A 25,138-nucleotide genomic window follows, 5' to 3' on the forward strand; every position below is an offset into this window, starting at 1 on the left:
ATCAATCTTTCAGCAGGCTGTCGAGCTTGGCCGCCTTGGGCTTCACCAGCCAGAAGTCATCCACGTAGTCGTCAAAGTCCTGCAGCATCTTGCGCCCCATCTCCGAACCGGTCAGTTCGACGTGGCGGGCAAGCTTCTCCAGCAGGAAGGCACGGTAGGTGCCCATGGCTTCGCCGTTGATCAGGTGAATGTCGATCAGTTCGTTGTTGTAGCGGTAGGCGAACTTCTCCGTCGGGTCGTAGACGAAGGCAAAGCCGCCGGTCATGCCGGCACCGAAGTTATAGCCGGCCTCGCCCAGCACGATGACACAACCACCGGTCATGTACTCGCAGCAATGGTCGCCGGCACCTTCGATCACCGCCAGCGCCCCCGAGTTGCGCACGCCGAAGCGCTCGCCGGCCACGCCGGCCGCGTACAGCTGGCCACCGGTGGCGCCATACAGGCAGGTATTGCCGATGATGATCGATTCATGCGCCACATAGGCAGCGTTTTTGGGCGGGTAGATCACCACCCGGCCACCGGCCATGCCCTTGCCGACGTAGTCGTTGGCGTCGCCTTCCAGCTCCAGATGCAGGCCGGGGGCGTTCCACACACCAAAGCTCTGGCCGGCGGAGCCGGTGAACTTTACCGTCAGGCAGCCATCCGGCAAGCCGGCGGCACCATGCTTGCGGGCGATCTCACCCGACAGGCGCGCCCCCATGGAGCGGTTGACGTTGTCGATCGGGAATTCGAGACGCAGCATCTGACGTTGCTCGATGGCCGGTGCCGCGGCACGCAGCACCTCCTCCGCCAGCTCGCCCTTGTCGAAGGAGGGATTAGAGGCTTCGGTACAGTAACGCGGCACATCGGCCGGGATACTGCCCTGACTCAGCAGCGCACCAAGCTGCAGCTTCTGCTGTCGGGCGGTTTCACCGGGCAGCAGTTCCAGCAGATCGAAGCGGCCGATCAGGTCTTCCATGCGGGTCACACCGAGGCGGGCCATCCATTCACGGGTTTCACGCGCCACGAACAGGAAGTAGTTCATCACCCGCTCAGGCAGGCCGGTGAAGTACTTCGAACGCAGCTTGAGTTCCTGGGTAGCGACACCGGTCGCGCAGTTGTTGAGGTGGCAGATGCGCAGATATTTGCAGCCCAGGGCAATCATCGGGCCGGTCCCGAAGCCGAAGCTTTCGGCGCCCATGATGGCAGCCTTGACCACGTCCAGACCGGTCTTCAGGCCACCGTCGGTCTGCACGCGCACCCGGCCGCGCAGGCCATTGGCGCGCAGCACCTGCTGGGCTTCGGTCAGGCCCAGTTCCCAGGGCGAACCGGCGTACTTGACCGAGGTCAGCGGCGAGGCGCCAGTCCCACCGTCGTAACCGGAGATGGTGATCAGATCGGCATAGGCCTTGGCCACCCCGGCGGCCACGGTGCCGACCCCCGGCTCGGCCACCAGCTTGACCGACACCAGCGCCTGCGGATTGACCTGTTTCAGGTCAAAAATCAGCTGGGCCAGGTCTTCGATCGAGTAGATGTCGTGATGCGGCGGCGGCGAGATCAGGCTGATTCCCGGCTTGGAGCAGCGCAGACGGGCGATCAGCGGCGAGACCTTGTCGCCCGGCAGCTGGCCGCCTTCACCCGGCTTGGCACCCTGCGCCACTTTGATCTGCAGCACGTCAGCATTGACCAGGTAGTGCGGGGTCACGCCAAAGCGGCCCGAGGCCACCTGCTTGATGCGCGACATCTTCTCGGTGCCGTAGCGCTCAGGGTCTTCGCCGCCTTCGCCGGAGTTGGAGCGACCGCCGAGGCGGTTCATGGCAATGGCCAGCGCCTCATGGGCCTCGGGTGACAGCGCACCCAGTGACATACCGGCCGAGTCGAAGCGCTTGAGCAGGCTTTCCACCGGTTCAACGTCGTCAAGGCTGACCGGCTGATCGGCCAGCTTCAGTTGCATCAAATCGCGGAACATGGCCGCCGGCCGCTGGTTGACCAGTTCGGCATAGCGCAGATAGGCGTTGTAGTCGTCGTTCTGCACGGCCTCCTGCAGGGTCATCACCACGTCCGGGTTGTAGGCGTGATATTCCTCGCCATGCACGTACTTGAGCAGACCACCCTGCTTGATATCGCGCAGCGGATTGAAAGCCTGACGGGCCAGCTTTTTCTGGTCGTCGGCAAAGTCGGCGAAATCGGCACCGCCAATGCGGCTGACCGTGCCCTTCATGCACAGGGCGATCACTTCGTCGTTCAGGCCGACGGCTTCGAACAGCTGGGCGCCGCGGTAGGAGGCGATGGTGGAAATCCCCATCTTGGACAGCACCTTGAGCAAGCCCTTGTTGATGCCGCGCCGATAGTGCTGCAGCGCCTCGTTGACCTTGAGCTGCAGGTCGCCGCGATGCACCAGGTCGATGATCGACTGGTAGGCCAGATAGGGGTAGACCGCCGTGGCACCGAAGCCGATCAGACAGGCCATCTGGTGCGCGTCACGCACCGTGGCGGTCTCGACCACGATATTGGTCTTGCAGCGCAGGCCACTGTCGATCAGGGCATGGTGTACCGCACCGGTGGCAAACAGGGCATGGATCGGCAAGCGCTGCGGAGTAATGTGGCGGTCGGACAGCACCACGATCACCGTCCCTTCGCGCACGGCCTCGACCACGTGCTGGGCCAGTTGCTCGATGGCGGTTTTGAGATCGGTCTCGGCCGGGTCGTAGCACAGATCGAACGAGGTCGCCTTGAGATAGGGCTCGGGGCGGGTGGTAACACGCTGGAACTTCTCGTGCGACAGCACTGGCGAGCGGACTTCCAGTCGCTTGGCGTGCTCGGCGCTCTCGTCGAACATATTGCGCTCGGGACCGAACACCGAATTGAGCGACATCACCACGGCTTCGCGGATCGGGTCGATCGGCGGATTGGTCACCTGGGCGAATTGCTGGCGCAGGTAGTCAAAGGGCGAACGCACCTGGCCGGACAGGACCGCCATCGGGGTATCGTCGCCCATCGAGCCGACCGGTTCCTGGGCATCATCGGCCAGCACGCGCAGGATCTGGTCTCGCTCTTCGCGTGTCAGGTTGTACAGTTTCTGGAAGGTGGCGAGCTCATCAGCCGGCATCGGCTCCAGCGTGGAGTCGTCGTCAATCGACAATTCAAGATACTTGGCATTGTCCTTGATCCACTGGCGATAGGGCTTGGCACTCTTGAGCTGGGCGTCGATCTCTTCCGGCATCAGCAGTTCGCCGGTTTGCAGATCGGCCGCAAACAGCTGGCCGGGCTTGACACGCCCCTTGCGAACCACGTCTTCCGGCTTGTAGTCCCAGACACCGACTTCGGAGGCAATGGTCAGGATGTTGTCGCGGGTCAGCACCCAGCGTGCCGGACGCAGGCCATTACGGTCGAGAATACAGGCGGCATAGCGGCCATCGGTCAGCACGATGCCGGCCGGACCGTCCCAGGGCTCCATATGCATGGAGTTGAATTCGTAGAAGGCGCGCAGATCCTTGTCGGTGCTGTCGCCATTCTGCCAGGCCGGCGGCACCAACAGACGCAGGGCACGGAACAGGCCGATCCCCCCCATCAGCAGGCCTTCCAGCATATTGTCCAGACTCATCGAGTCCGAACCGTCGGTCTGCACGATCGGACGCACCTGTTCCATGTCGAGGTGGGGCGAAGCCATGATGCGTTCGCGTGCCCGGGCCCAGTTGCGATTGCCCTGTACGGTATTGATTTCGCCGTTGTGCGCCAGATAGCGGAAAGGCTGTGCCAGCTTCCACTGCGGCCAGGTATTGGTCGAGAAGCGCTGGTGGAACACCGCCAGGCTGGATTCGAAACGCTCGTCCTGCAGGTCGAGGAAGAAGCGGGTCAGATTGTCCGGTGTCACCAGCCCCTTGTAAGACAGGGTGTGCGGCGACAGGGTCGGAATGTAGAAATAGCTGTCTTGTGCCTTGTTGGCCTTTTCGGCCTGCCGGCGTGCCATGTACAAACGGCGCTGGAAGGTGAGCTCGTCCATGCCGAAGGGGCAGTTGACGAACACCTGACCGATGGACGGCAGGGTTTGCAGGGCATACTCACCACAGGCGGCGGGATCGACCGGCACCTGGCGCAGGCCGGCGTACTCCAGTTCCTGGCCCTCGATGGCGCCACGCAGGGCGGCGATGCTGGCCAGCCCCTGCGCCGTGTCCGGATGATGGAACACCAGGCCGGCGGCATACACCGCCTTGAGGGTGATGCCCTCTGCCGCGGCCACCTCGCGCAGGAAGCCATCCGGCTTCTTGAACAGCAGGCCACAGCCGTCACCGGATTTGCCATCGGCGGCCACGGCACCGCGGTGCGTCAGTTTGGCCAGTGATTCAATGGCGGTCTTGACGATCCAGTGGCTGGGTTTGTCATCCAGCTGGGTGATCAGGCCGAAACCGCAACTGTCCTGTTCAAAGTCGGGTTGGTATAAAGTACCCTCCAGCCAACGTTGTCTGTCCATGGTGATTGCCCCGTTATTATCCAGATGTAATGACATCGATTCTAAGTGCAACATTTGACCGTCGCAACACATTATTTGTGCGGTGCATTAATTATTTAAAATCATTTAGCTAAGCCCTGGTTTGGCGCATTTTTTGCATGGCATTCGCACAAAATTTGGCCATATTTCCACCTGAACTTACGCTAAAGTTAAATCATAAAAACATTGCATACTCATGCAGATAGCATCAGGCTACGGGGCAGTTCGCTGTCAGACTTGAATATTGTTTAACAATTCGCCAATTTCATGACTCATCCGCCGAGCACCGAGACCGACCAACGTTCGATTCGCCTGCTGGCCGACCAGGCTTTTGCCCGCTCGGCCGGTGCGCCTTTAATCAATGGCAATCAGGTTGAGTTGCTGTTCGACAGCACGCAGAACTTCCCCGCCTGGCTGCAGGCCATCGAGTCGGCCAGCGAGTCGATCCTGATCGAGATGTATTTGTTCGCGGATGACGACTATGGCCGGCGCGTGCGTTCGGCGCTGATCGACAAAGCGATGAACGGCGTGGCGGTGTATCTGCTCTACGATGCACTGGGCTGCTGGCGCGAGCATTGGCGCGGTTTTTTCAAGCCACTGCGTCTGGCCGGCGCCCAGGTGCGCGCCTATAACCCGATCAATCCGCTGCGCGGACTGGGTTTGCTGGGGCGCAATCATCGCAAGCTGATCGTGGTCGACCGTCAGCTGGCCTTTGTTTCCGGCCTGTGCATCAGCTCACGCTGGGAGGGAGATGCCCGGCGCCACCTGCAGCCCTGGCGCGACACTGGCGTGGCGCTCAGGGGACCGGTGGTGGATGAGGCCGTCGCCGCCTTTGCCGACAGCTGGGTCAGCTGTGGCCCCGCCCTTCAGCTTCCCCCGCTCCCCCCTGCGCCCATCGCGCACCAGCCGGCACCGGTTGCCGTGCGCCTGATCGCCACCACCCCCAGCACGGCACACATGATGCGGCTGGACCTGCTGATCACCAGCTTCGCACGCAAGACGCTGTGGCTGACTGATGCCTACTTCATGGGCACCAGCCTGTATCTGTCGGCACTGAAACAGGCGGCCAAGGACGGGGTGGACGTGCGCCTGCTGGTACCGCGCTCCAGCGACATCGGCTGGATCGCCACGGTGTCGCGCACGCTGTACCGTCCGCTGCTCGAAGCCGGGGTCAGGGTCTTTGAATGGAACGGGCCGATGGTGCATGCCAAAACGGCAGTGGCCGATGGCCGCTGGGCCCGCATCGGTTCCAGCAACCTGAATCTCTCCAGCTGGCTGGCCAATCGCGAGCTGGATGTTGCCATTGAGGACGAGGGCATTGCCAGTGCCATGGCCGTGAAGTTTATCGAGGATCTGGCGCAATCGACCGAGATCGTGCTGAAAGGCTCGCGGCGCCGGCCTCAGTTGTCGGCACCACGTGAAGTGGACCTGGCACAGTCTGTCCTTGAACTGATGCATCCGGGCACCAACGCCCGGCGTGCCTCGGCCGCCGCGCGCCAGGCGGCACGCATCAGTGACGCACTGGGCGCCGTGGTGCGCGGCACCCGCCCGGTGGAGAGCAGTGAGGCCGCCTCGTTCCTGTCGATCGGACTGGCGTTGCTGGCCACGGCGTTGCTGGTCGGTTTCTTTCCCTATCTGGTGGCCGCACCGCTGGTGCTGGCGCTGGTCATCAGCGGCGGCGGCATCGCCCTGCGCTCGCTCGGCCTGATGTGGCAGCGACATCGCCGGCAGGGGGATCTGCCGCCCAGACATGAGCCTCCTCGGGACAAGAACGGCTGAAATGCTTTAGCGCCGGGATGGCAGCAACTGATCCAGCACCTGGCGCACCCCTGCCTGCCAGTCCGGCAGCGTCAGGCGGTAATCCTGCATCAGCTTGTGGCAATCCAGCGAGGAGTTGGCCGGACGGGGCGCCGGCAGTGGATAGGCCGATGCCGGAATGCCTTCGACCTCGCGCACCATGAGCGGGGCCCCGCGCAGACGGGCTTCGGCAAAAATGAAACGGGCATAGTCACACCAGCTGGTGCGTCCCTGCGCCGTCAGATGATAGGTCCCCAGAGGCAGCGAATCCGCTGCGGCGATGGCTTGCTGCAGCATGGCCGCGCTCACCTCGGCGATCAGCGCCGTGGAGGTCGGGGCGCCGAACTGATCCGCCACGATGCGCAGCTGCTCGCGTTCGGCGCCGAGTCGCAGCATGGTCTTGAGGAAGTTGCCACCATGCGCGCCAAACACCCAGCTGGTACGCAGAATCAGATGACGGCAGCCACTGGCCCGAATCGCTTCCTCTCCCCGGCATTTGCTGCGGCCATAGGCCGACTGCGGAGCCGTGGCATCCTCCTCGCGGTATGGCCTGTCCAGCTGACCATCAAACACATAATCAGTGGAGTAATGCATCAGCAGCGCCTCATGGCGGGCCGCCCAGTGCGCCATGGCTGCCGGGGCGTGCGCATTGACCGCCATGGCCTGAGCCTCTTCGCTTTCTGCTCGATCGACTGCCGTATAGGCCGCCGGATTGATGATAATGGCCGGCTGCCACTGGTCGAGCCGGGCCTGGATCGATGATGCATCGGCCAGGTCCATCTCGGCCCGGCTCACGGCATGTACCTCACCCAGCGGAGCCAGCGCTGTCTGCAGGACATGCCCCAGCTGGCCACTGACACCGGTCAGCAGGATCCGGCTCATGCGCGATCCCCGTACTGCTTTGCCACCCAGTCGCGATAGTGCCCGCTCACCACGTTCTGCACCCAGTCCTGGTTGGACAGGTACCACTGCACCGTCTGACGGATACCGCTGTCAAAGGTCTGCTGCGGTTTCCAGCCCAGCTCGCTTTCCAGCTTGCGCGCATCAATGGCATAGCGGCGGTCATGACCGGGGCGATCCTGCACGAAGGTGATCTGGCTGGCATAGGACTGGCCATCGGCACGGGGACTGAGCGCATCCAGCGTGGCACACAAGGTATGCACCACCTCCAGATTGGTTTTTTCGTTCCAGCCACCGACGTTATAGGTTTCCCCCAGTTTGCCTGCGGCCAGCACACGGCGAATGGCGCTGCAGTGGTCCTTGACGTACAGCCAGTCGCGCACTTGCCGGCCATCGCCATAAATCGGCAACGGCTTGCCGGCCAGGGCGTTGAGGATCACCAGCGGAATCAGCTTTTCCGGAAAATGGAAGGGGCCGTAGTTATTGCTGCAATTGGTGGTCAGTACCGGCAGGCCATAGGTATGGTGCCAGGCGCGCACCAGGTGATCCGAGGCGGCCTTGCTGGCGGAATAAGGGCTGTTTGGCTCGTAGCGGCTGCTTTCGACAAAGGCCGCATCTTCCGGCGCCAGCGAGCCATAGACCTCGTCGGTGGAAACGTGCAGGAAGCGGAATGCCTCCCGTTCGCCGGCCGGCAGGTCCTGCCAGTAGGCACGAACCGCCTCCAGCAGATTGAAGGTACCGACAACATTGGTCTGAATGAATTCACCCGGACCATGGATAGAACGATCGACATGCGATTCGGCGGCAAAATTGAGCACCGCACGCGGCTGATGCTGCGCCAGCAGCGCCGCGACCAGCGAGCGGTCACCAATATCACCCTGCACGAAGACATGACGCGCATCATGGCGCAGCGAGGACAGGGTCTCGAGATTGCCGGCATAGGTCAGCTTGTCGAGATTGACCACCGGCTCATCGCTGCCGGCCAGCCAGTCGAGCACAAAATTGCCACCGATAAAGCCGGCTCCGCCGGTCACCAGAATCGTCATGCTGCATCACCTGAAAGCAGATCAAGCCGAGATCATAACGCCAATGGCTGGATTATTCAGCCAGCGCCTGCGCCAGATCCGCCAGGATGTCGTCGATATCCTCGATGCCGATGGACAGACGCAACTGCCCCTCGCGCACACCAAGCTGCTGCTTGAGCTCGGCCGGCATGGCGCCGTGCGACATGCTGGCGGAGTGATTGACCAGCGACTCCACGCCCCCCAGTGATTCGGCCAGGGCAAACAACTGCAGACGCTGGGCCACCCGACCGGCCGCCTCGCGGGTGTTGTCTTTCAGGTAGATGGTAATGACGCCACCAAAGCGCTTCATCTGCCTGGCGGCCAGTGCATGGCCGGGGTGCGCCGGCAGCCCGGGGAAGAAGACCTTCTCCACCGAGGCTTGCTGGCACAGCCAGCGGGCGACCACCTCGGCATTGTCGCAATGGCGCTCCATGCGCAGGGCGAGCGTCTTGATGCCGCGCAGAGTCAGGAAGCAATCCTGCGGCCCGGGTACGCCGCCCGAGGCACTCTGGATAAACCGGATGGCCTGAAACAGCTCGCTGTCATTGACGGCCACCAGTCCGAGCAGCACGTCGGAATGGCCGGCCAGGTATTTGGTCGCCGAATGGACCACCACATCGGCGCCCTGATCCAGCGGGTTCTGCAGATAAGGTGTGGCAAAGGTGTTGTCGACGGCCACCACCACATTCTGCCGATGCGCCAGGGCACTGAGCGCCTGGATGTCGACCAGCTTGAGCAAGGGATTGCTCGGCGTTTCCAGCCACAGCAGTTTGACCGCCGGCGTCAGCGCGGCGCTCAGGGCGGCCGGATCGGACAGATCAACAAAATGCACCTTGATGCCGGCCGGCGCCAGCACCTTGGTCAACAGCCGGTAGGCGCCGCCGTACACGTCCTGCTGGGCAATCACTTCGTCTCCGGGCTTGAGCACTGCACGCATCACGGCATCGATGGCGGCCATGCCACTGGCGAAAGCCAGACCATGCGCCGCATTTTCCAGTGCAGCCAGATTGGCCTCCAGCGCCGCCCGGGTCGGCGTACCGGTACGGGCGTAGGAAAAGGGCAGCTTGCTGTCCAGCGCGGGATGGGCAAAGGCCGAGGTCTGATAAATGGGCGGCATGACGGCATGGCCATGCTCTTCACTGTCATAACCGATGTGGATCGCCTTGGTGGCAAATTTCATGATGATTTCACCTGGAGGTTGCCGGGCAGGACGGTCAGACACCGGCCAGCCCAATCATTTTGCATAATGCATTTGTGCCATGCAATTACCATGCACAACGCATCAAACAGAGGCAGGATGTTGATTTCAGGCAATTTAATCATGAAGATTTCTTTACACTGAATCACTTTCGCGTTAATGTGCGGCGTTTCCAAAATCAAGTACCGCCGGCATGACGCAAACCCGCGCTTTTGACTTTCTGCAGCAACAGCTCGACCGCTTTCCCCGCAAGGATTGCCTGTGTGGCAAGAATGGCAAATCCTGGACGGTGATGTCGACCGCAGAAACGGTGAAAACCGTGGACCTGCTCAGCCTTGGCCTGATGCACCATGGCATCGAACCGGGCGACCGTGTCGCGATCGCAGCGGAAAACTGTCTGGAGTGGGCGCTGGTTGACCTGGCCCTGCAGCAGATCGGCGCCGTGAGCGTACCGCTGTATCCTACCTGCACGCTTGATGATGCAAGATATATCCTTGCCCACGCCGAGGTCAAACTGGCTTTTGCCGGCAATACGGCCCAGCATGACAAGCTGGTCGCAGCCACCGAGCCTGCCGCCCTGCCGATCTTCGCCTTTGGCAAGGTAGCCGGCGCCCCCTCCTGGCGCCAGTTGCTGGAAGCCGGCAGGGAGGGCGACCAGGACGAACTGAGCCGCCGCCGCGATGCCATCACCGAAGACGAGATCTTCACCATCATTTACACCTCCGGAACCACCGGTCGCTCGAAGGGCGTCATGCTCTCGCACCGCAACGTGGTTTCGACCGTACGCTCATCAGCGGCACACACCGGCCTGCCACGCGGAACCTGCCGCGCCATCAGCTTCCTGCCCTTGTCGCATATCTTCGAGCGTGCCTGCGTACACTACTATCTGCACACCGGCACCGGGGTGTACTTCAGTACGGTCGAGCAACTGTCCTCGACGCTATCCGAGGTTCGGCCGCATACCTTCAGCGCGGTCCCGCGCGTACTGGAAAAGGTCTACGAGAAGCTGGCCGGCAAGGCGCGCACGCTGAGCGGTGTCACCCGCAAGCTGTATATCTGGGCACTGCACCTGGCCGAACACTACGAACCGAATGCGCGTTACTCGCTGTTCGACAAGGCCCGCTACGCCATTGCCCGTCAGCTGGTATTCAACAAGTGGTACCAGGCCATGGGCGGCGAACTGCGCTGGATCAACGTCGGTTCCGCTGCGCTGCAACCCCGGCTGGCACGTCTGTTCTGGGCGTGCGGTGTGGTGGTCAGCGAAGGGTATGGCATGACGGAATCGGCGCCGGTGATTGCCGCCAACCCGTTCAATGCCGCGGGCGTGCGCATTGGTACCGTCGGCATCCCGATGCCGGGCGTGGAAGTGCGCTTTGCCGACGATGGCGAGATCCTGGTGCGTGGCGACAACGTCATGGAAGGCTATTACAAGGAGCCGGAACTGACCGCCGAGGTCTTGCGCGGTGGCTGGCTGCACACGGGTGACATCGGTGTCATGGAACAGGGCTATATCCGCATCACCGATCGCAAGAAAGAAATGTTCAAGACTTCCAACGGCAAGTACATCGCCCCGCAGGCGATCGAAAACAAGCTGAAGGAGTCGGCCTTCATCGATCAGGTGATGGTGGTGGGCGACGGGGAGAAATACCCCAGCGCGCTGATTGTGCCGCTGTTCGACAAGCTGCGCGAATGGTGCGCCGATCAGGGTATCTGCTATACCTCCGATCATGACATGACGCTGCATCCGAAGGTGCATGACCTGATTGACCGCGAAATCAAGCGGTTCAATCATTACTTCGGCAGCTGGGAGCATATCCGCAAGTTCACCCTGCTGGACCGTGCCTGGTGCGTTGATCAGGGCGAACTGGCGCCGACCCTCAAACTGCGCCGCAAGGTCATTACCGAGCGCTGCCGCGACATGATCGAACGCATGTACGCTCACCAGCCCGAACTGGCGTGATCAAAGCAAAACCGGCCTGATGGCCGGTTTTGCTTTTCTGCCGTCTTCAGCCGCCATCCGCGCGGACCACCAGCACATCGCTCTCGTCCTTCAGCCCGACGCCGGTCAGCGCCAGCTCCCGTGCCCTCGTCAGCATCCAGGCCAGCTTCCTGGCTGCCAGACCGACCGGCAGGCCTTCGGGGCGGACATTGGACAGACAGTTGCGCTCAGCATCGAGTCGACCGACTTGCGGCGCATACGTCAGGTAGATGCCCAGGCTGTCAGGAGAAGACAGGCCCGGCCGCTCCCCGACCAGCAGCACCACCATGCGAGCGCCGAGCGCCTGCCCCACCTCGTCCCCCAGCGCCACCCGCGCCTGGCTGGCCAACACCACAGGACCGGACCGCCAGCCGGCATCCTGCCACAACGGTCTTGCCTCGCACAGCAAGGGGACCGCATGCCGCTCGACCGCCTGCGCCGACAGACCATCGGCAATGACAAACACCAGTTCAGCCTGCGGCAAACGCTGCAATGTCTGCAGACTGTCCGCCGACAGGCGCCGACCGAGATCGGGCCGTTGCAGATAGATCCTTCTGTCACCGGCCTGACTGCAAACCGGCACCGAGGCAAAACCATGCGATGACAGCGCCTTGGCGATGGCGGCCCAGTCGGCCTCAGCATGAACCGCGTCACGGGCCTCGGCGTGGGCCAGGGTAAAGCGCAGCACTTCACGACTTGGCAGGCTGCCGCCACTGCGCCCCAGCGCAATCCGTGCCGGCGTCAAACTGCTCAGCGCCTGCCAGGGGTCCTGGCGGCTGGCCGTTGGCTGGATGGCCTTGTCGCTCATGCCAGCTCCCGGCTCATCGCCAGCAAGGGGATGCCATTGTCGGGGGGCAACAGGGAGCCATCCGCGCGCGCAATCTGCATTCGCTGCAACCAGGCCTCGAACTCGGGGGCACGCTGCAAGCCGAGCAGCTGACGCACGTAGAGCGCATCATGGAACGAGGTACTCTGATAATTGAGCATGATGTCATCAGCCCCCGGCACACCGATGATGAAATTGATCCCGGCCGTGGCGAGCAAGGTCAACAGGGTATCCATATCGTCCTGATCGGCCTCGGCGTGATTGGTGTAGCAAATGTCACAGCCCATGGGCAGTCCCATCAGCTTGCCGCAGAAGTGATCCTCCAGCCCGGCACGAATGATCTGCTTGCCGTCGTACAGATATTCCGGGCCGATGAAGCCGACCACGGTATTCACCAGCAGCGGCTGGAAATGGCGAGCAACCGCATAGGCACGGGCCTCGCAGGTCTGTTGATCGACACCATGATGTGCATTGGCCGACAGGGCACTGCCCTGCCCGGTCTCGAAATACATGACGTTATTGCCCAGCGTTCCGCGTTGCAGCGACAAGGCAGCTTCGCGCGCCTCGCCCAGCAAGGCCAGATTGACGCCGAATCCGGCATTGGCCGCCTCGGTGCCGGCGATGGACTGGAAAACCAGATCGACCGGCGCACCGCGACGGATCAGTTCCAGGGTATTGGTCACATGGGTCAGCACACAGGTCTGGGTCGGGATCTCGAAACGCGCGCGAATACCGTCCATCAGGTACAGCAGGTCGTGAATCGCGCTCAGACTGTCGCTGGCCGGATTGACGCCGATGACCGCGTCGCCGGCGCCATACATCAGTCCGTCCAGGATCGAGGCAGCGATGCCACGGGCATCATCGGTCGGATGGTTAGGCTGTAGCCGCACCGCCAGATGGCCCGGCAGGCCGAGGGTATTGCGAAAGCGTGTCACCACCCGGCACTTTTTGGCCACCAGAATCAGATCCTGGTTACGCATCAGCTTGCTGACCGCCGCTGCCATCTCCGGCGTGATCCCCGGTGCCACCCGGGCCAGCGTGTCGCCATCAGCCTGCTCGGAAAGCAGCCAGTCGCGAAAATCACCCACGGTCAGATGACGCAGCGGGGCAAAGGCGACGGCATCATGCCGGTCGATGATCAGCCGTGTGACCTCATCGGCCTCATAGGGAATCAGGGCCTGCTCGAGGAAGGTGACCAGCGGCAGATCCGCCAGCAACATGCGCGCCACAATGCGTTCCTGAGCCGTCTCAGCCGCCACGCCGGCCAGGCAGTCACCCGCGCGCAATGGCGTGGCTTTCGCCATCAAGGTTTTCAGGTCGGCAAACTGGTAGCGACGCACGCCAACGGTAGAGGTATAAGCCATGACGGTTGCGGGCGCCGTAACGCCCGCCCTGTGCAGTTAACGGGTTTCTGCCGGTGCCAGATTCCCTTCCAGCAAGGCATCCGGTGCGGCGGCGGCACGATGGTGCGAAGTCAGGCGATAGTAAACATAGCCGGCCAGCAACATCACGGCGAAAATCGCCGCCAGAAGCTGATTGTAGTACACCATGGCCAGCAGACAGCCGACGGACAGGCTGAGGGCAATCGCCGGTACCAGCGGATAGGCCGGTGCACGGAAGGGGCGCGGCAGCAGCGGTTCGCTGCGGCGCAGCTTGAACAGCGCCAGCATGGAGACGATGTACATCACGATGGCGCCAAAGACCGACAGCGTGACGATATTGGCCGTCAGCGGCTGCCCGGCAATCACAATCAGGTTGTCGCTGAAGATCGCGGCGATGCCGATCACGCCACCGGCCAGAATGGCGCGGTGCGGGGTCTTGAAACGTGGATGCACGGCGGCCAGCCAGGGCGGCAGGAAGCCGGCACGGGCCAGGGCAAAGATCTGGCGCGAGTACCCCATGATGATGCCGTGGAACGAGGCGATCAGGCCGAACAGCCCGAGCCAGACCAGCATGTGCAGCCAGCCGCTGTGGCTGCCGACGATGCGCTTCATGGCCTGAGGCAGCGGGTCGTTGATATTCGCCAGGGTGCGCCAGTCACCGACGCCGCCGGCAAACACCATGACGCCCAGCGCCAGCACCACCAGCGTCAGGATGCCGGCGATATAGGCCACCGGAATGGTGCGCTGCGGATCTTTGGCCTCCTCGGCGGCCATGGCAGCGCCCTCGATGGCCAGAAAGAACCAGATGGCAAACGGCACGGCAGCCAGCATGCCGGCCAGCGCGCCGGGATGAAACTGATCCTGTCCGGCCCAGCCCGCCTGGGTAAAGTGCGCCCAGGAAAAGCCGGGGGCCACCACGCCCATGAACACCAGCAGCTCGATAATCGCCAGCACGGTGACCAGCAGCTCGAAGGTCGCGGCAATGCTCACGCCAAGGATATTCAGTGTCATGAACACCCCGTAGCAGCCGACGGCCACCCACTTGGGGCTCAGCTCGGGGAACTGGACGTTCAGATAGGCGCCGATGGCCAGGGCAATGGCCGGCGGTGCGAAGACGAACTCGCACAAGGTCGCCAGGCCGGCGATGAAGCCCCCCAGGGGACCGAAGGCCCGCCGGGCATAGGCGAAGGGACCACCGGCATGCGGAATCGAGGTCGTCAGCTCAGTAAAGCTGAAAATGAATGCGGTATACATGATGGCCACCACCAGTGCCGCCACCATGAATCCCATCGTACCGGCGCTGGCCCAGCCATAGCTCCAGCCGAAGTACTCACCGGAAATCACCAGCCCGACGGCAATGCCCCAAAGCTGCCAGGGGCCGAGGCGCTGCGCCAGTCCTCCTTGTGCTGAACTCATCTGCTTGCTCCCATACAGGTTAATGACGCAATGAGCATAGGCATGGCCGGACGGGCAACGTTATCAGAAATCGGAAAATATGCTGCACCGCAAAAAGGCAGCATGCACCGAAATCGGTCACGGTCCGCGGAGACCCCCCGCTCTGAGCGGTCTCTCCGGGCATGGCTGCAGGCATGATGCTTGCAAGGCAGAAGCCAAACCGTGTCATTTGGGGTGAGACATGAATCGCTTTCAACAGCGTCGGCTCGATGACGTGGATGAGCAGGCCAACAGTATCAGCGCCTGGCAACAGGCCTACCTGCAACTGAGTGATGGCCCCTTCCACGGTCAGCTGGACGAAATCTGCAGCGGACAGGTGCAGTTATTTCATGAATACACCAGCCTGGCCACCTGGCAACAGTGTCAGCCCTGGCGAACGGCCATCTGGTTCGGCCTGCCCTCGGACCCCGAGGTAGTGGGACTGCACTATGCCGGGCGCCCCATGAGCGGGCAGCCTTTACTGATCTGCCCGGCAGGGCAGGATTTCGATTTGCGCACACCGGGCGACTTCGGCATTTTCGGGCTGGTGGTCGATCAGGCATGGCTGGGCGAGGTCGCGGCACGTCACGGCCTGCCCTGTCAGCTGCCGGCCGCGCCGGCAGCCCTGCCCTTGTCCGGGCAGGCCTACTGGCATCTCGGTCATCATCTGCGCCTGCTACTGGCACAGCCACCCGACCGGCAGCACGCGCCACTGGAAATCCAGACCGAGCCCCTGCTGGTGAGCCTGTTGCGTCTGCTGGCCAGTACCAGGCTGCCCAGCCTGCCGGCGCCCACCCGCCACTGGGCCGTCATGGAGCGGGCGCGCGCGCTGATTGCCGATGAGCAGCACGGCGTCCATGACGTACAGACACTGGCGCGGCGTCTTTACCTGACACGACGCACGCTGCAGAACCTGACACAGGAAACGCTGGGCATCACGCCGCTGGCACTGATTCATGCCATCCGGCTGCAGGCGTTGCGCCGCGATCTGCGCGATCCGGCACAGGCTGCCATCCCGCTGGCGGAGCTGGCCTCCCGGCACGATTTCTGGCATGCCGGACAACTGGCTCAGAGCTATCGGCGCCACTTTGGCGAAGGGCTGCGTCCTGGCAGGCGTTGACAGGCGCGCTGCCTCAACCGCTGTCCTGTGCTCACCCCGCTGGCCTAACGTTCAGTTGCAGCGCGCCCCGTAGCGTCAGGGCCTGCTCCAGGGCGGGGCTCAACGCCGCACGCTGAAACTGCAGTTCCGGCTGAATCAGCGCCGAGCTGGTCCACATCGATTGCACCGTGAGTTCTGCCTTTCCCCGGCCATCGTGCTTCAATTGCGCCAGCAGTCGGGAAAAGCCATCCACGGCACTTCGTTCATGTGCACCACCCTCCGACCGCAGATAGTCATCCAGCTCGCGAGTCCATTGCATGCACAGCCCCAGGTCCGCCGTGTCGTCCAGTTTGCCCAGCACCTTGCCGATCACCTGTTGCAACAGATCCTTCATGAAATGCGACTGTTCCAGCAACGTGGCTTTTGCCAGCAATGCCGGATTTGGGTCAGATGCGGGTCCGGACGACGGTGCAGCCACTGCTGGGCTGGCGAATGCACGGAACACTTCTGCGGTACGATCTAACGAAGTGCGAAACACGCCCTCTCCCGTGGCAGAACGCATGACTTTGTCCGGGAAGGCATCGAACATCCGGGCACAGGCGAGACGCATGTCCGTGTTAAGCGCACACGCGTCCCACAGACGGGAAAACCGCACCGTGACCGGCGACATGGCCATGGCCATGGCCATGGCCAGCATCGCATTAAATATCTGCTTGCTGGCCTCCGTCGGCGTCACGCTCCCGGATGGTCCATCAATACAAATCGCGCCCGGTCTGGCGCGCGGGGCAAGCCTCGATCCAACCGGCCTCCTCTCCACGCCCGTGGACAAGTCCGCCGACTGGCGAATGCCCTCAGGGCGAGCCCGCCGGACCGGGTTCGAACGCAGGCAGACCGTCTCATCGGGCAGCGATGTCTCGCGCACAAAATCGCCGGCGGCCGCAACGGGGCGCATGGTCAGGGTATGAGAGCGATAGCGGGCGATAGCCACGTCCGGCGCAACGGCAGCGGATTGAGGGAGACCGGCAGTACTCAAAGTGGTAGAGACTGAAAGCATTTTTTCGCCTTTATCTGATTGAAAATCAGAGTGTCCACACGGCGAGCAGCAGAGGCTTTGGAATTATGGCCAGGATTTTGGCATCTGCACGATGACGTGCGGCCATGAAAGCACAGGGCCGCGGCCACACACAGCAAGGTGCGACCGCGGCCCCGGAGGACGGCGAGGGGTCAGACGTTGAACAGGAAGTGCATTACATCGCCGTCCTTGACGATGTATTCCTTGCCTTCGACGCGCATCTTGCCGGCTTCCTTGGCCTTGGCTTCACCGCCCAGTGCCACGAAGTCCTCGAAGCTGATCACCTGGGCGCGGATGAAGCCGCGCTCGAAGTCGGTGTGGATCACCCCGGCTGCCTGCGGGGCGGTGGCGCCCACGGCCACGGTCCAGGCGCGCACTTCCTTCACCCCGGCGGTGAAGTAGGTCTGCAGGCCCAGCAGCTTGTAGCCAGCACGGATCAGTCGATTCAGACCCGGCTCTTCCAGGCCCATGTCGGCGAGGAATTCGGTCTTGTCGGCATCATCCAGATCGGCAATTTCCGATTCGATGGCGGCACACAGCGCCACGACCGGAGCGCCTTCGGCATCAGCCAGCTTTTGCAATGCATCCAGGTGCGGGTTGTTGTGGAAGCCGTCTTCCGCCACGTTGGCCACATACATGGCCGGCTTGATGGTCAGCAGGCAGTAGGGCTTGAGCAGCTCGATTTCTTCCACATCCAGGCCCATGCTGCGTGCCGGCTTGCCCTGATCAAGGTGGCTGCGCAGCTTTTCCAGCAGGGCGATGGCCTTGATGGCTTCCTTGTCGCCCGACTTGGCTTTTTTGCCATCGCGCTGGATGGCTTTTTCGACGGTGGCCAGGTCCGCCAGCGCCAGCTCGGTGCCGATGGTCTCGATGTCCGAGATCGGGTCGACGCGGCCGGCAACATGCACCACGTTTTCGTCATCGAAGCAGCGAACGACGTTGACGATGGCGTCTGTTTCGCGAATGTTGGCCAGGAACTGGTTGCCCAGCCCTTCGCCGCGCGAGGCACCGGCGACCAGACCGGCGATGTCGACGAATTCGACGATGGCCGGCTGCATGCGCTGCGGATTGACGATGGCCGCCAGTTGCGCCATGCGCGTATCCGGCACTTCGACGATGCCGACGTTCGGCTCGATGGTGCAGAACGGGTAGTTGGCCGCTTCAATGCCGGCCTTGGTCAGGGCATTGAACAGGGTGGACTTGCCGACATTGGGCAGACCGACGATGCCGCACTTGAGACTCATGAGCGCTTTCCTTTCGTTGTCGGGCAGTGTACTCACTGCCCGCGAGATTCATTTGGCTGCGGTGTGCAGCGTTTTCATGGCACCGGCCATGTCACCGGCCAGGGCCTGCGGCAGGACGCGCAAGGACGCCACGATGGCCTCATCGATGGCCGTCTGCTCTTCTGCCCGCGGCTTTTTCAGCACGAAGTTGACCACTTCGTTGCGATCGCCCGGATGACCGATCCCCAGGCGCAAGCGCCAGAAGTCCTGAGTTCCCAGCTTGGCGATGATGTCGCGCAGCCCATTATGACCGCCGTGGCCACCGCCCTGCTTGAAGCGGGCACTACCGGGCGGCAGGTCGAGTTCATCATGCACCACCAGGATTTCATTGGGCAGGATTTTGTAGAATCGCGCCAGCGCCACGACGGCCTGGCCCGAGAGATTCATGAAGGTGGCCGGTTTGAGCAGCCACAGATCGCCACCACCCGGCAGGCTGGCTCGCGCCGCCTCGCCGAAGAACTTGCTCTCCGCACGGAAGGTCTGCTTGTAGTCCCAGGCCAGCTCGTCCAACAGCCAAAAGCCCGCATTGTGGCGGGTACGTTGATATTCAGGCCCGGGGTTGCCCAGACCGACAACCAGTTTGATCGCTGTCATGGTGTGTCTTCAACACGCAAACAGGGGAAAACCCCATACAGTAAAAAGCCCGCGGCGAACCGCAAGGGCACGCAGCGGGCTTTGACCGTCGCCGAAATTACTCGGCAGCAGCCTCGCCTTCACCGGCAGCAGCCGCTTCAATCACGCCGCGCGGCACAACAGCCTGGGCAACCACGGCGTTGTCGCCACGGGCCAGCAGGGTGATTTCGACGCCAGCCGGCAGCTTCAGATCGCTCAGGTGCACGGAGGCGCCTGCTTCGATGGTCGACAGGTCGACTTCGATGAAGTGCGGGATCTGGTTCGGCAGGGCACGAACGTCAACATCGTTCACCACGTGGGTGATCTTGGCGCCTTGAACCTTGACGGCCGGCGATGCATCGGCGTTCACGAAGTGCAGCGGAACACGTACGTGCATCGGGGCGTTCAGGTCAACGCGCTGGAAATCGATGTGCAGCACTTGCTGCTTGTACGGGTGCATCTGGAAGTCGCGCAGCAGCACGGATTCCTTCTGACCATCCACGACCAGGGTCAGGATGCCGCTGTGGAAATCTTCTTCCTTCAGCGCATAGAACACCGGGTTGTGTTCCAGGACGATGGATTCGGCAGCCTTGTCGCCACCGTAGATAACGCCCGGCAATTTGCCAGCATGACGCAGGCGGCGGCTCGCACCCGTACCCATCTCTTCACGCTTGGCAGCAATCAGTTCGTAAGACATTGAAATACTCCATTCAAGTTAAAGGCATTCCCCCTGCCGCGACCAGCTGGAGGAATGTTTTTCCGGTTGCCCGGAAATTCGCGGCATGCCCGCAGGCCGCCATGTTACGGCAGGCAGGCGCCCGACGAAACCAATTCTTCGTTGAAGAGATAGGAAACCGACTCTTCGTTGTTGATCCTGCGCAGCGTTTCAGCCAGCAGACCGGCAATGGAGACCACACGGATCTTCTCGCACTGCAGCGCCTGGGCGGTCAGCGGGATGGTATCGGTGATCACGACCTGGTCGATGTCCGAGTGGCTGATGCGGTCCACCGCCTGGCCCGAGAATACCGGGTGGGTGGCATAGGCCAGCACGCGCTGGGCGCCGCGCTCTTTCAGCGCGGAAGCCGCTTTGCACAGCGTGTTGGCGGTATCGATCATGTCGTCGACGATCAGGCAGGTACGGCCGGAAACGTCACCGATGATGTTCATGACTTCCGCCACGTTGGCCTTGGGACGACGTTTGTCGATGATGGCCAGGTCGGTGTTCAGGGCCTTGGCCATGGCACGGGCACGGACCACACCGCCGACATCCGGGCTGACCACGATCAGGTCTTCGATGCGCTGGGCGCGCATGTCCTTCAGCAGCACCGGGGTGGCATAGACGTTGTCCACCGGCATGTCGAAGAAACCCTGGATCTGGTCGGCATGCAGGTCAACGGTCAGCACGCGGTCGATGCCGGCAGAGGTCAGCATGTTGGCCACCAGCTTGGCCGAGATCGGTACGCGGGCCGAACGCGGGCGACGGTCCTGGCGGGCATAGCCGAAATAGGGGATGGCGGCGGTGATGCGACCGGCAGAGGCCCGGCGCAGCGCATCGGCCATCGCCAGGATTTCCATCAGATTGTCATTGGTGGGGGCACAGGTGGACTGCAGGATGAACACATCTCGACCGCGGACATTTTCCAGCAACTCGAGGGCAACCTCCCCGTCGCTGAAGCGGCCGACATCCGCTCTGCCGAGCGAGATATCGAGGTGCTTTACCACATTTTGTGCGAGTTCCGGATTTGCCGTACCGGTGAAAACCATCAAACTGTCGTATGCCGCCATGTCGTCGCCCCAACTGGAATAAAGAAAAAGCGTGTAAGGAAACTTACACGCTTTTATTCTGGTTCTCTAGCATAGAGAAAACTGTGGCTGGGGAGGTAGGGATCGAACCTACGAATGCCGGAATCAAAATCCGGTGCCTTACCACTTGGCGACTCCCCAGTAATCTGCTCAGACCGTGTCGTACAGCGGGTGGTGATCCAACCCCTTGGCCACAAAGCCGTTGTACTTTTCTGACACTAGCCGAAAAATTCTTGCTGCCTCGTTTTCGCTGCCACACTCTAGGAAAACACAACTTCCCGAGCCTGTCATCAACGGCGAACCGAATTTTCCTAGTTCGTCCAGCGCATTTTTTACCGCCGGATACAGCTTGATTACAACGCCTTGCAGATCGTTTCCTGCTTGCTGCGTCGTTTCGAGGATTGGCATTATGCTTGGCTTGGAATCCCTTGTCAACAGGGGCGATGAAAAAATTTCAGCGGTCGGCACATGCACACCAGGATGCAGGACGACATACCATTTTTCCGGCAGGCTGAGCGCGGTGAGTTCTTCACCCACGCCACGCGCAAAAGCGTTCTGTCCGAAAATAAAGACAGGCACATCAGCACCGAGTGACAACCCGATTTCCATCAGTCGCTCGCGAGACAGACCGGTTTCCCACAAACGATTCAGCACCATCAGCACCGTCGCGGCATCCGAGCTGCCGCCACCCAGCCCCCCACCCATGGGGATACGCTTGCTGACGCGCAGATCGGCCCCCGCCTGACAGCCGGTCTCCTTCTGCAGCAGGCGCGCCGCACGCACGGTCAGATCCGCTTCCGCTGCCACGCCGGGAATCGGGTCGTGCAGCACGATGCGCCCATCGTCGCGCAACGCCACCAGGACGTCATCGCCATAGTCCACAAAGCGAAAGACGGTTTCCAGCAGGTGGTAGCCGTCACTGCGGCGCCCCACCACCTTGAGCATCAGGTTGAGCTTGGCCGGAGCCGGATAAGATTGAAAGGCATTCATGGGCATGACGTACAAAAGATTATTGCCAGCGGTAGGTCACCAGCCGGATGGTCAGATCATCGCGGCTCAGGTCAACACGTTTCGGATAGGGACTGGCCGCATCAGGGTCACTCAGGAAACGGATACGCCAGCCCTGCTGCAGCAGATTGCCTTCGGCATCGTAGGCTTCGGTCTCCCCCGGCGCCGGGCGCCCGCGAATCCACCAAACAAGATTGCCCAGCGGCAGCGGCCAGCCCAGACGTGCCTGGGTCAGGCTCTCCACGTCAGGGGCCTGCCAGGTCTTGCCATCGGCCTGCAACGTCACGCCCGCGGCATCGCGCTGCAGACGCGCGACGGTGGTGCCAACCGGGGTATTGACCGACAGCTCATCACTGGCCACGCTGTGCGTCCACTCGAAATTGGCGGTGTGCCCGCGCCCGGCCATATCCACGGCCAGACGCCCGGAGACGCTGAACGGACTGTCGACCGACGACTGCTGGCCGGCGGTCGGGCGGAACAAGGCTTCCTTGCTGGCGCAGGCAGACAGCAGCGCCAGCAGGCAGAGTATCCACCAGTGCCTCATTGCTGCACCGTCAGACGCTTCATGGTCTCGTCCAGTGCCGGGTGGGTTCCAGCGGCCTGCAAGGCCTTGTTCCACAGCGCACGCGCCTCATCCTGGCGACCGAGCGACCAGAGCACCTCGCCATAGTGGGCCGCCACCTCCTGATCAGGCAGCAGACTGTAAGCACGGGACAGATACTGCAGTGACTCTTCGCTGCGCCCCAGCTTGAACAGTACCCAGCCCATGCTGTCGATGATCATGGCGTTGTTGGGCTCGATACGCAGCGCACGGTTGATCAGACCATAAGCCTCCTGGTAACGGTTGGTGCGCGTTGTCAGGATATAGCCCAGGGCATTGAGGGCCTGCTGGTTTTCCGGCTGCAGTTTCAACACCTGGCGCAGATCGCGCTCGGCGGCGGCCGTATCCTGACGGGCATCCGAGATCAGCGCCCGCTCATACAGCAGGTCAGGCCGCTTACCACTCTGTTTCAAGGCATCGCTGAGCATGGCATAGGCAAGATCGTAGCGCTTGGCCTCACGGGCAATCTCGGCGCTGGCCAGCGTCAGTTGCAGCCGTTCCTCCGCCGAACTGCCCAGCCGCCCCAGTCGGGCGATGGCCTGGTCGGTCTGGCCGGCCTGGGCCTCCAGATAAGCCTGCCTGACCTGGGCCGCCATGTACTGACTGCCCTTCGGGACTTGCAGATACCAGCGCGAAGCGGCCGCATTATCCCCCTGGGCTTCAGCGATCTGCCCGAGCGAATAGGTCAGAAAGCCGGTATCCGGATAGTGCTCTGCCAACGCGGCCTCCAGATCGCGCCGGGCAGCCGGCAGGTCATTCAGCTCGAAAGCAAGCAGACCGGTCGCATACAGCAGCTCCGGCTGGCGCGGGTATTGCGGCAACAATCGCTCGAAAGCCGCCCGGGCCTCGACAAACTGCTTCTGCGACACCAGCAGGCGCGGATAGGCCATTTTCATTTCGAAGGAGGCCTCCGGGCGACGGGCCAGTTCCTTCTTCAGCAGGGCCAGGGCCGCGAGAGGCTGATCCTTGCGCAGCCGGTCGGCCAGCCAGGCGACGGGCAAATCCCATTTGGGCGCCAGCGTCGCAAGCCGATCCAGCTCCTGATCAACGACCTCTGTCTTGCCGCTGTCTGCCGCCGCAGTCAGCAGGGCAAACCGTGCTTCGGGCAGGTCGGGATAGTTCTTGGCCAGCGTATCGACCATGGCATAAGCCGCTGCCTTGTCTTTCTGCCCCGGCACCATACGTACCAATTGCTGGAAAACCGGCGAAGCCATGTCCGGCTGCCTGGCCAGCAACTCGTCGATCAGCCGCTGAGACTCAGTCAGCTTGCCGGTACGCAGGGTCACCACGATCAGTTGCTCCCGCGCACGCAGCGAGTCCGGATCTATCTGCAACCACAGTTGCAGGGCTTCGCTGGCGGTATCCATATTGCCGGCCACCAGGGCAAATTGCGCCGCCCGCTCTGCCAGACGCGGATCCCGGGTCTGTTTCGCCAGTGTCAGTTCAGTCACGGAGGCAGAGGCTACGGCGCCGCGCTGGGCGGCAATTTCACTGGCCAGGACACCAAACAGCAACTCGGGGCTCAGGTCCATTTTCGGATAACGCGCCACCTCGCTGTCCGGGACACCGGCAGATGCCGATGCCGCGGAGCGGGCCATGGGCGCGGGCGCGGGGGGCTGGTTGACGGCACAAGCCGTCAACGAAGAAAGCAGAATCAGCAACAGGGGGCGTTTTAGCGATTTCATCAGCATGGAATCATTTTCTGGCGAATGGGTAGAATAACATGCGTAACGACCAACATTTCATTTTCTGGGGCCACTTCAGCCATGCCCGAATTACCGGAAGTCGAGACCACCCGCCGCGGCGTCGAGCCCTGGCTGCTAGACCGAACCATCCACGATGTCGTGGTAAGGGAAGACCGCCTGCGCTGGCGGGTGCCACCACATCTTGCCGAGACCCTGCGCGGCCTGCGTGTGCGTGCCGTCGAGCGACGGGCAAAATACCTGTTGCTGCACTTTGATACCGGCTGCCTGCTGATCCACCTGGGCATGTCCGGCAGTCTGCGCATCGTCGACCCCGATGCGCCACCCGGCAAGCATGACCATCTGGACTTCATTCTCGATGAGCGCCTGATGCGCTACCGCGACCCTCGCCGCTTCGGGGCCGTGTTGTGGCATGTCGGCCCGCTCGAATTCCACCCGCTGCTCAGGGATCTGGGGCCGGAGCCACTCGGTGACGGCTTTGACGGTGCCGCCCTGTTTGCTGCCACCCGCGGCAAACGCACGGCCATCAAACTGATGTTGATGAACAATCACGTGGTGGTCGGTGTGGGCAACATCTACGCCAACGAGGCCCTGTTCAGCGCAGGTATCCATCCCGCCCGCCAGGCCGGTGGCCTGTCGCGTGCCGAATGCGACAGCCTGGCCGCCATCATCAAGCAGACGCTGGCGCGCGCCATTCAGGCCGGCGGCAGCACCCTGCGCGATTTTGTCAGTGCCGAAGGCAAGCCGGGGTATTTTCAGCAGACCTACCAGGTTTATGATCGGGCCGGTCTGCCCTGCCCGCACTGCGCAACACCCATTTGCCATATCCGGCAAGGGCAAAGAAGTTCGTACTATTGCCCACAATGCCAACCATGCTAGAGTGGCGCATCATTTGCCGAACCAACTGATC

19 protein-coding genes and 1 tRNA gene are annotated in these 25,138 nt (G+C 62.3%); 4 read left to right on the plus strand and 16 right to left on the minus strand.

What is annotated here, in order from left to right; translation table 11 throughout:
• Position 1 precedes the first annotated feature (1 nt).
• The gene (gltB, locus tag JNO51_RS14110; protein ID WP_215778430.1) at positions 2-4,450 is read right to left on the minus strand and encodes a glutamate synthase large subunit; all 4,449 of its coding nucleotides are present in this window, start codon (positions 4,448-4,450) and stop codon (positions 2-4) included.
• Positions 4,451-4,735: 285 nt separating this feature from the next.
• Here gltB and JNO51_RS14115 point away from each other — a divergent pair, with 285 nt between their 5' ends.
• Positions 4,736-6,247, plus strand: coding sequence for a phosphatidylserine/phosphatidylglycerophosphate/cardiolipin synthase family protein (locus JNO51_RS14115; protein WP_215778432.1), 1,512 nt, complete (start codon positions 4,736-4,738; stop codon positions 6,245-6,247).
• 6 nt (positions 6,248-6,253) lie between these two features.
• On the opposite strand, the gene rfbD is transcribed toward JNO51_RS14115, so the two are convergent.
• The 3 genes from rfbD to JNO51_RS14130 are packed head-to-tail and all read right to left on the minus strand — an operon-like array spanning position 6,254 to position 9,409.
• Positions 6,254-7,147 carry a dTDP-4-dehydrorhamnose reductase gene (rfbD, locus tag JNO51_RS14120; RefSeq protein WP_215778434.1) on the minus strand — a complete coding sequence of 298 codons (894 nt, stop codon included), beginning with the start codon at positions 7,145-7,147 and terminating at the stop codon, positions 6,254-6,256.
• The gene (gene rfbB / locus JNO51_RS14125; RefSeq protein WP_215778436.1) at positions 7,144-8,211 is read right to left on the minus strand and encodes a dTDP-glucose 4,6-dehydratase; all 1,068 of its coding nucleotides are present in this window, start codon (positions 8,209-8,211) and stop codon (positions 7,144-7,146) included. The genes rfbD and rfbB overlap by 4 nt, the downstream gene beginning before the upstream one ends.
• A 52-nt stretch (positions 8,212-8,263) precedes the next feature.
• Positions 8,264-9,409: a PLP-dependent aspartate aminotransferase family protein gene (locus tag JNO51_RS14130; RefSeq protein ID WP_215778441.1), complete on the minus strand. Its 1,146-nt coding sequence runs from the start codon at positions 9,407-9,409 to the stop codon at positions 8,264-8,266.
• Positions 9,410-9,620: 211 nt separating this feature from the next.
• On the opposite strand from JNO51_RS14130, the gene JNO51_RS14135 reads away from it, so the two are divergent.
• Positions 9,621-11,387, plus strand: a complete 1,767-nt coding sequence (locus JNO51_RS14135) for a long-chain fatty acid--CoA ligase (RefSeq protein ID WP_215778443.1) — start codon at positions 9,621-9,623, stop codon at positions 11,385-11,387.
• 46 nt (positions 11,388-11,433) lie between these two features.
• On the opposite strand, the gene eutC is transcribed toward JNO51_RS14135, so the two are convergent.
• The 3 genes from eutC to eat are packed head-to-tail and all read right to left on the minus strand — an operon-like array spanning position 11,434 to position 15,029.
• Positions 11,434-12,213 (minus strand): ethanolamine ammonia-lyase subunit EutC, encoded by a 780-nt coding sequence (eutC, locus tag JNO51_RS14140; RefSeq protein WP_215778445.1) that lies wholly within the window; start codon positions 12,211-12,213, stop codon positions 11,434-11,436.
• Positions 12,210-13,595, minus strand: a complete 1,386-nt coding sequence (locus JNO51_RS14145) for an ethanolamine ammonia-lyase subunit EutB (protein ID WP_215778447.1) — start codon at positions 13,593-13,595, stop codon at positions 12,210-12,212. Before JNO51_RS14145 ends, eutC begins: the two co-directional genes overlap by 4 nt.
• A 36-nt stretch (positions 13,596-13,631) precedes the next feature.
• Positions 13,632-15,029, minus strand: a complete 1,398-nt coding sequence (eat, locus tag JNO51_RS14150; RefSeq protein WP_215778459.1) for an ethanolamine permease — start codon at positions 15,027-15,029, stop codon at positions 13,632-13,634.
• A 220-nt stretch (positions 15,030-15,249) separates the two neighbouring features.
• Here eat and JNO51_RS14155 point away from each other — a divergent pair, with 220 nt between their 5' ends.
• Positions 15,250-16,167 carry a helix-turn-helix domain-containing protein gene (locus JNO51_RS14155; RefSeq protein WP_215778461.1) on the plus strand — a complete coding sequence of 306 codons (918 nt, stop codon included), beginning with the start codon at positions 15,250-15,252 and terminating at the stop codon, positions 16,165-16,167.
• Between the two features lie 31 nt (positions 16,168-16,198).
• Here the strand turns inward: JNO51_RS14155 and JNO51_RS14160 are convergent, their stop codons facing one another.
• From JNO51_RS14160 to JNO51_RS14200, 9 genes are all read right to left on the minus strand, one after another.
• Positions 16,199-17,134 carry a hypothetical protein gene (locus JNO51_RS14160; protein ID WP_215778463.1) on the minus strand — a complete coding sequence of 312 codons (936 nt, stop codon included), beginning with the start codon at positions 17,132-17,134 and terminating at the stop codon, positions 16,199-16,201.
• A 236-nt stretch (positions 17,135-17,370) separates the two neighbouring features.
• Positions 17,371-18,462: a redox-regulated ATPase YchF gene (gene ychF / locus JNO51_RS14165; protein WP_215778466.1), complete on the minus strand. Its 1,092-nt coding sequence runs from the start codon at positions 18,460-18,462 to the stop codon at positions 17,371-17,373.
• A 48-nt stretch (positions 18,463-18,510) separates the two neighbouring features.
• Entirely contained in the window at positions 18,511-19,095 is a 585-nt protein-coding gene (gene pth, locus JNO51_RS14170) for an aminoacyl-tRNA hydrolase (protein WP_215778468.1), read from the minus strand.
• Between the two features lie 97 nt (positions 19,096-19,192).
• Entirely contained in the window at positions 19,193-19,810 is a 618-nt protein-coding gene (locus JNO51_RS14175; RefSeq protein ID WP_215778470.1) for a 50S ribosomal protein L25/general stress protein Ctc, read from the minus strand.
• A gap of 104 nt (positions 19,811-19,914) precedes the next feature.
• On the minus strand, positions 19,915-20,898 hold the full coding sequence (locus JNO51_RS14180) for a ribose-phosphate pyrophosphokinase (protein ID WP_215778472.1): 984 nt from the start codon (positions 20,896-20,898) through the stop codon (positions 19,915-19,917).
• An 84-nt stretch (positions 20,899-20,982) separates the two neighbouring features.
• Positions 20,983-21,057: transfer RNA gene (locus tag JNO51_RS14185), tRNA-Gln, on the minus strand.
• Between the two features lie 9 nt (positions 21,058-21,066).
• Positions 21,067-21,906, minus strand: a complete 840-nt coding sequence (gene ispE, locus JNO51_RS14190; RefSeq protein WP_215778474.1) for a 4-(cytidine 5'-diphospho)-2-C-methyl-D-erythritol kinase — start codon at positions 21,904-21,906, stop codon at positions 21,067-21,069.
• A 19-nt stretch (positions 21,907-21,925) separates the two neighbouring features.
• Positions 21,926-22,468, minus strand: a complete 543-nt coding sequence (lolB, locus tag JNO51_RS14195) for a lipoprotein insertase outer membrane protein LolB (RefSeq protein WP_215778476.1) — start codon at positions 22,466-22,468, stop codon at positions 21,926-21,928.
• Positions 22,465-24,216 (minus strand): tetratricopeptide repeat protein, encoded by a 1,752-nt coding sequence (locus JNO51_RS14200; protein ID WP_215778479.1) that lies wholly within the window; start codon positions 24,214-24,216, stop codon positions 22,465-22,467. Before JNO51_RS14200 ends, lolB begins: the two co-directional genes overlap by 4 nt.
• Positions 24,217-24,291: 75 nt before the next feature.
• Here JNO51_RS14200 and mutM point away from each other — a divergent pair, with 75 nt between their 5' ends.
• Positions 24,292-25,107, plus strand: coding sequence for a bifunctional DNA-formamidopyrimidine glycosylase/DNA-(apurinic or apyrimidinic site) lyase (gene mutM / locus JNO51_RS14205; protein ID WP_215778481.1), 816 nt, complete (start codon positions 24,292-24,294; stop codon positions 25,105-25,107).
• Positions 25,108-25,138 lie beyond the last annotated feature (31 nt).

It is taken from the genome of Paludibacterium sp. B53371, from assembly GCF_018802765.1.
GTDB lineage: Bacteria > Pseudomonadota > Gammaproteobacteria > Burkholderiales > Chromobacteriaceae > Paludibacterium.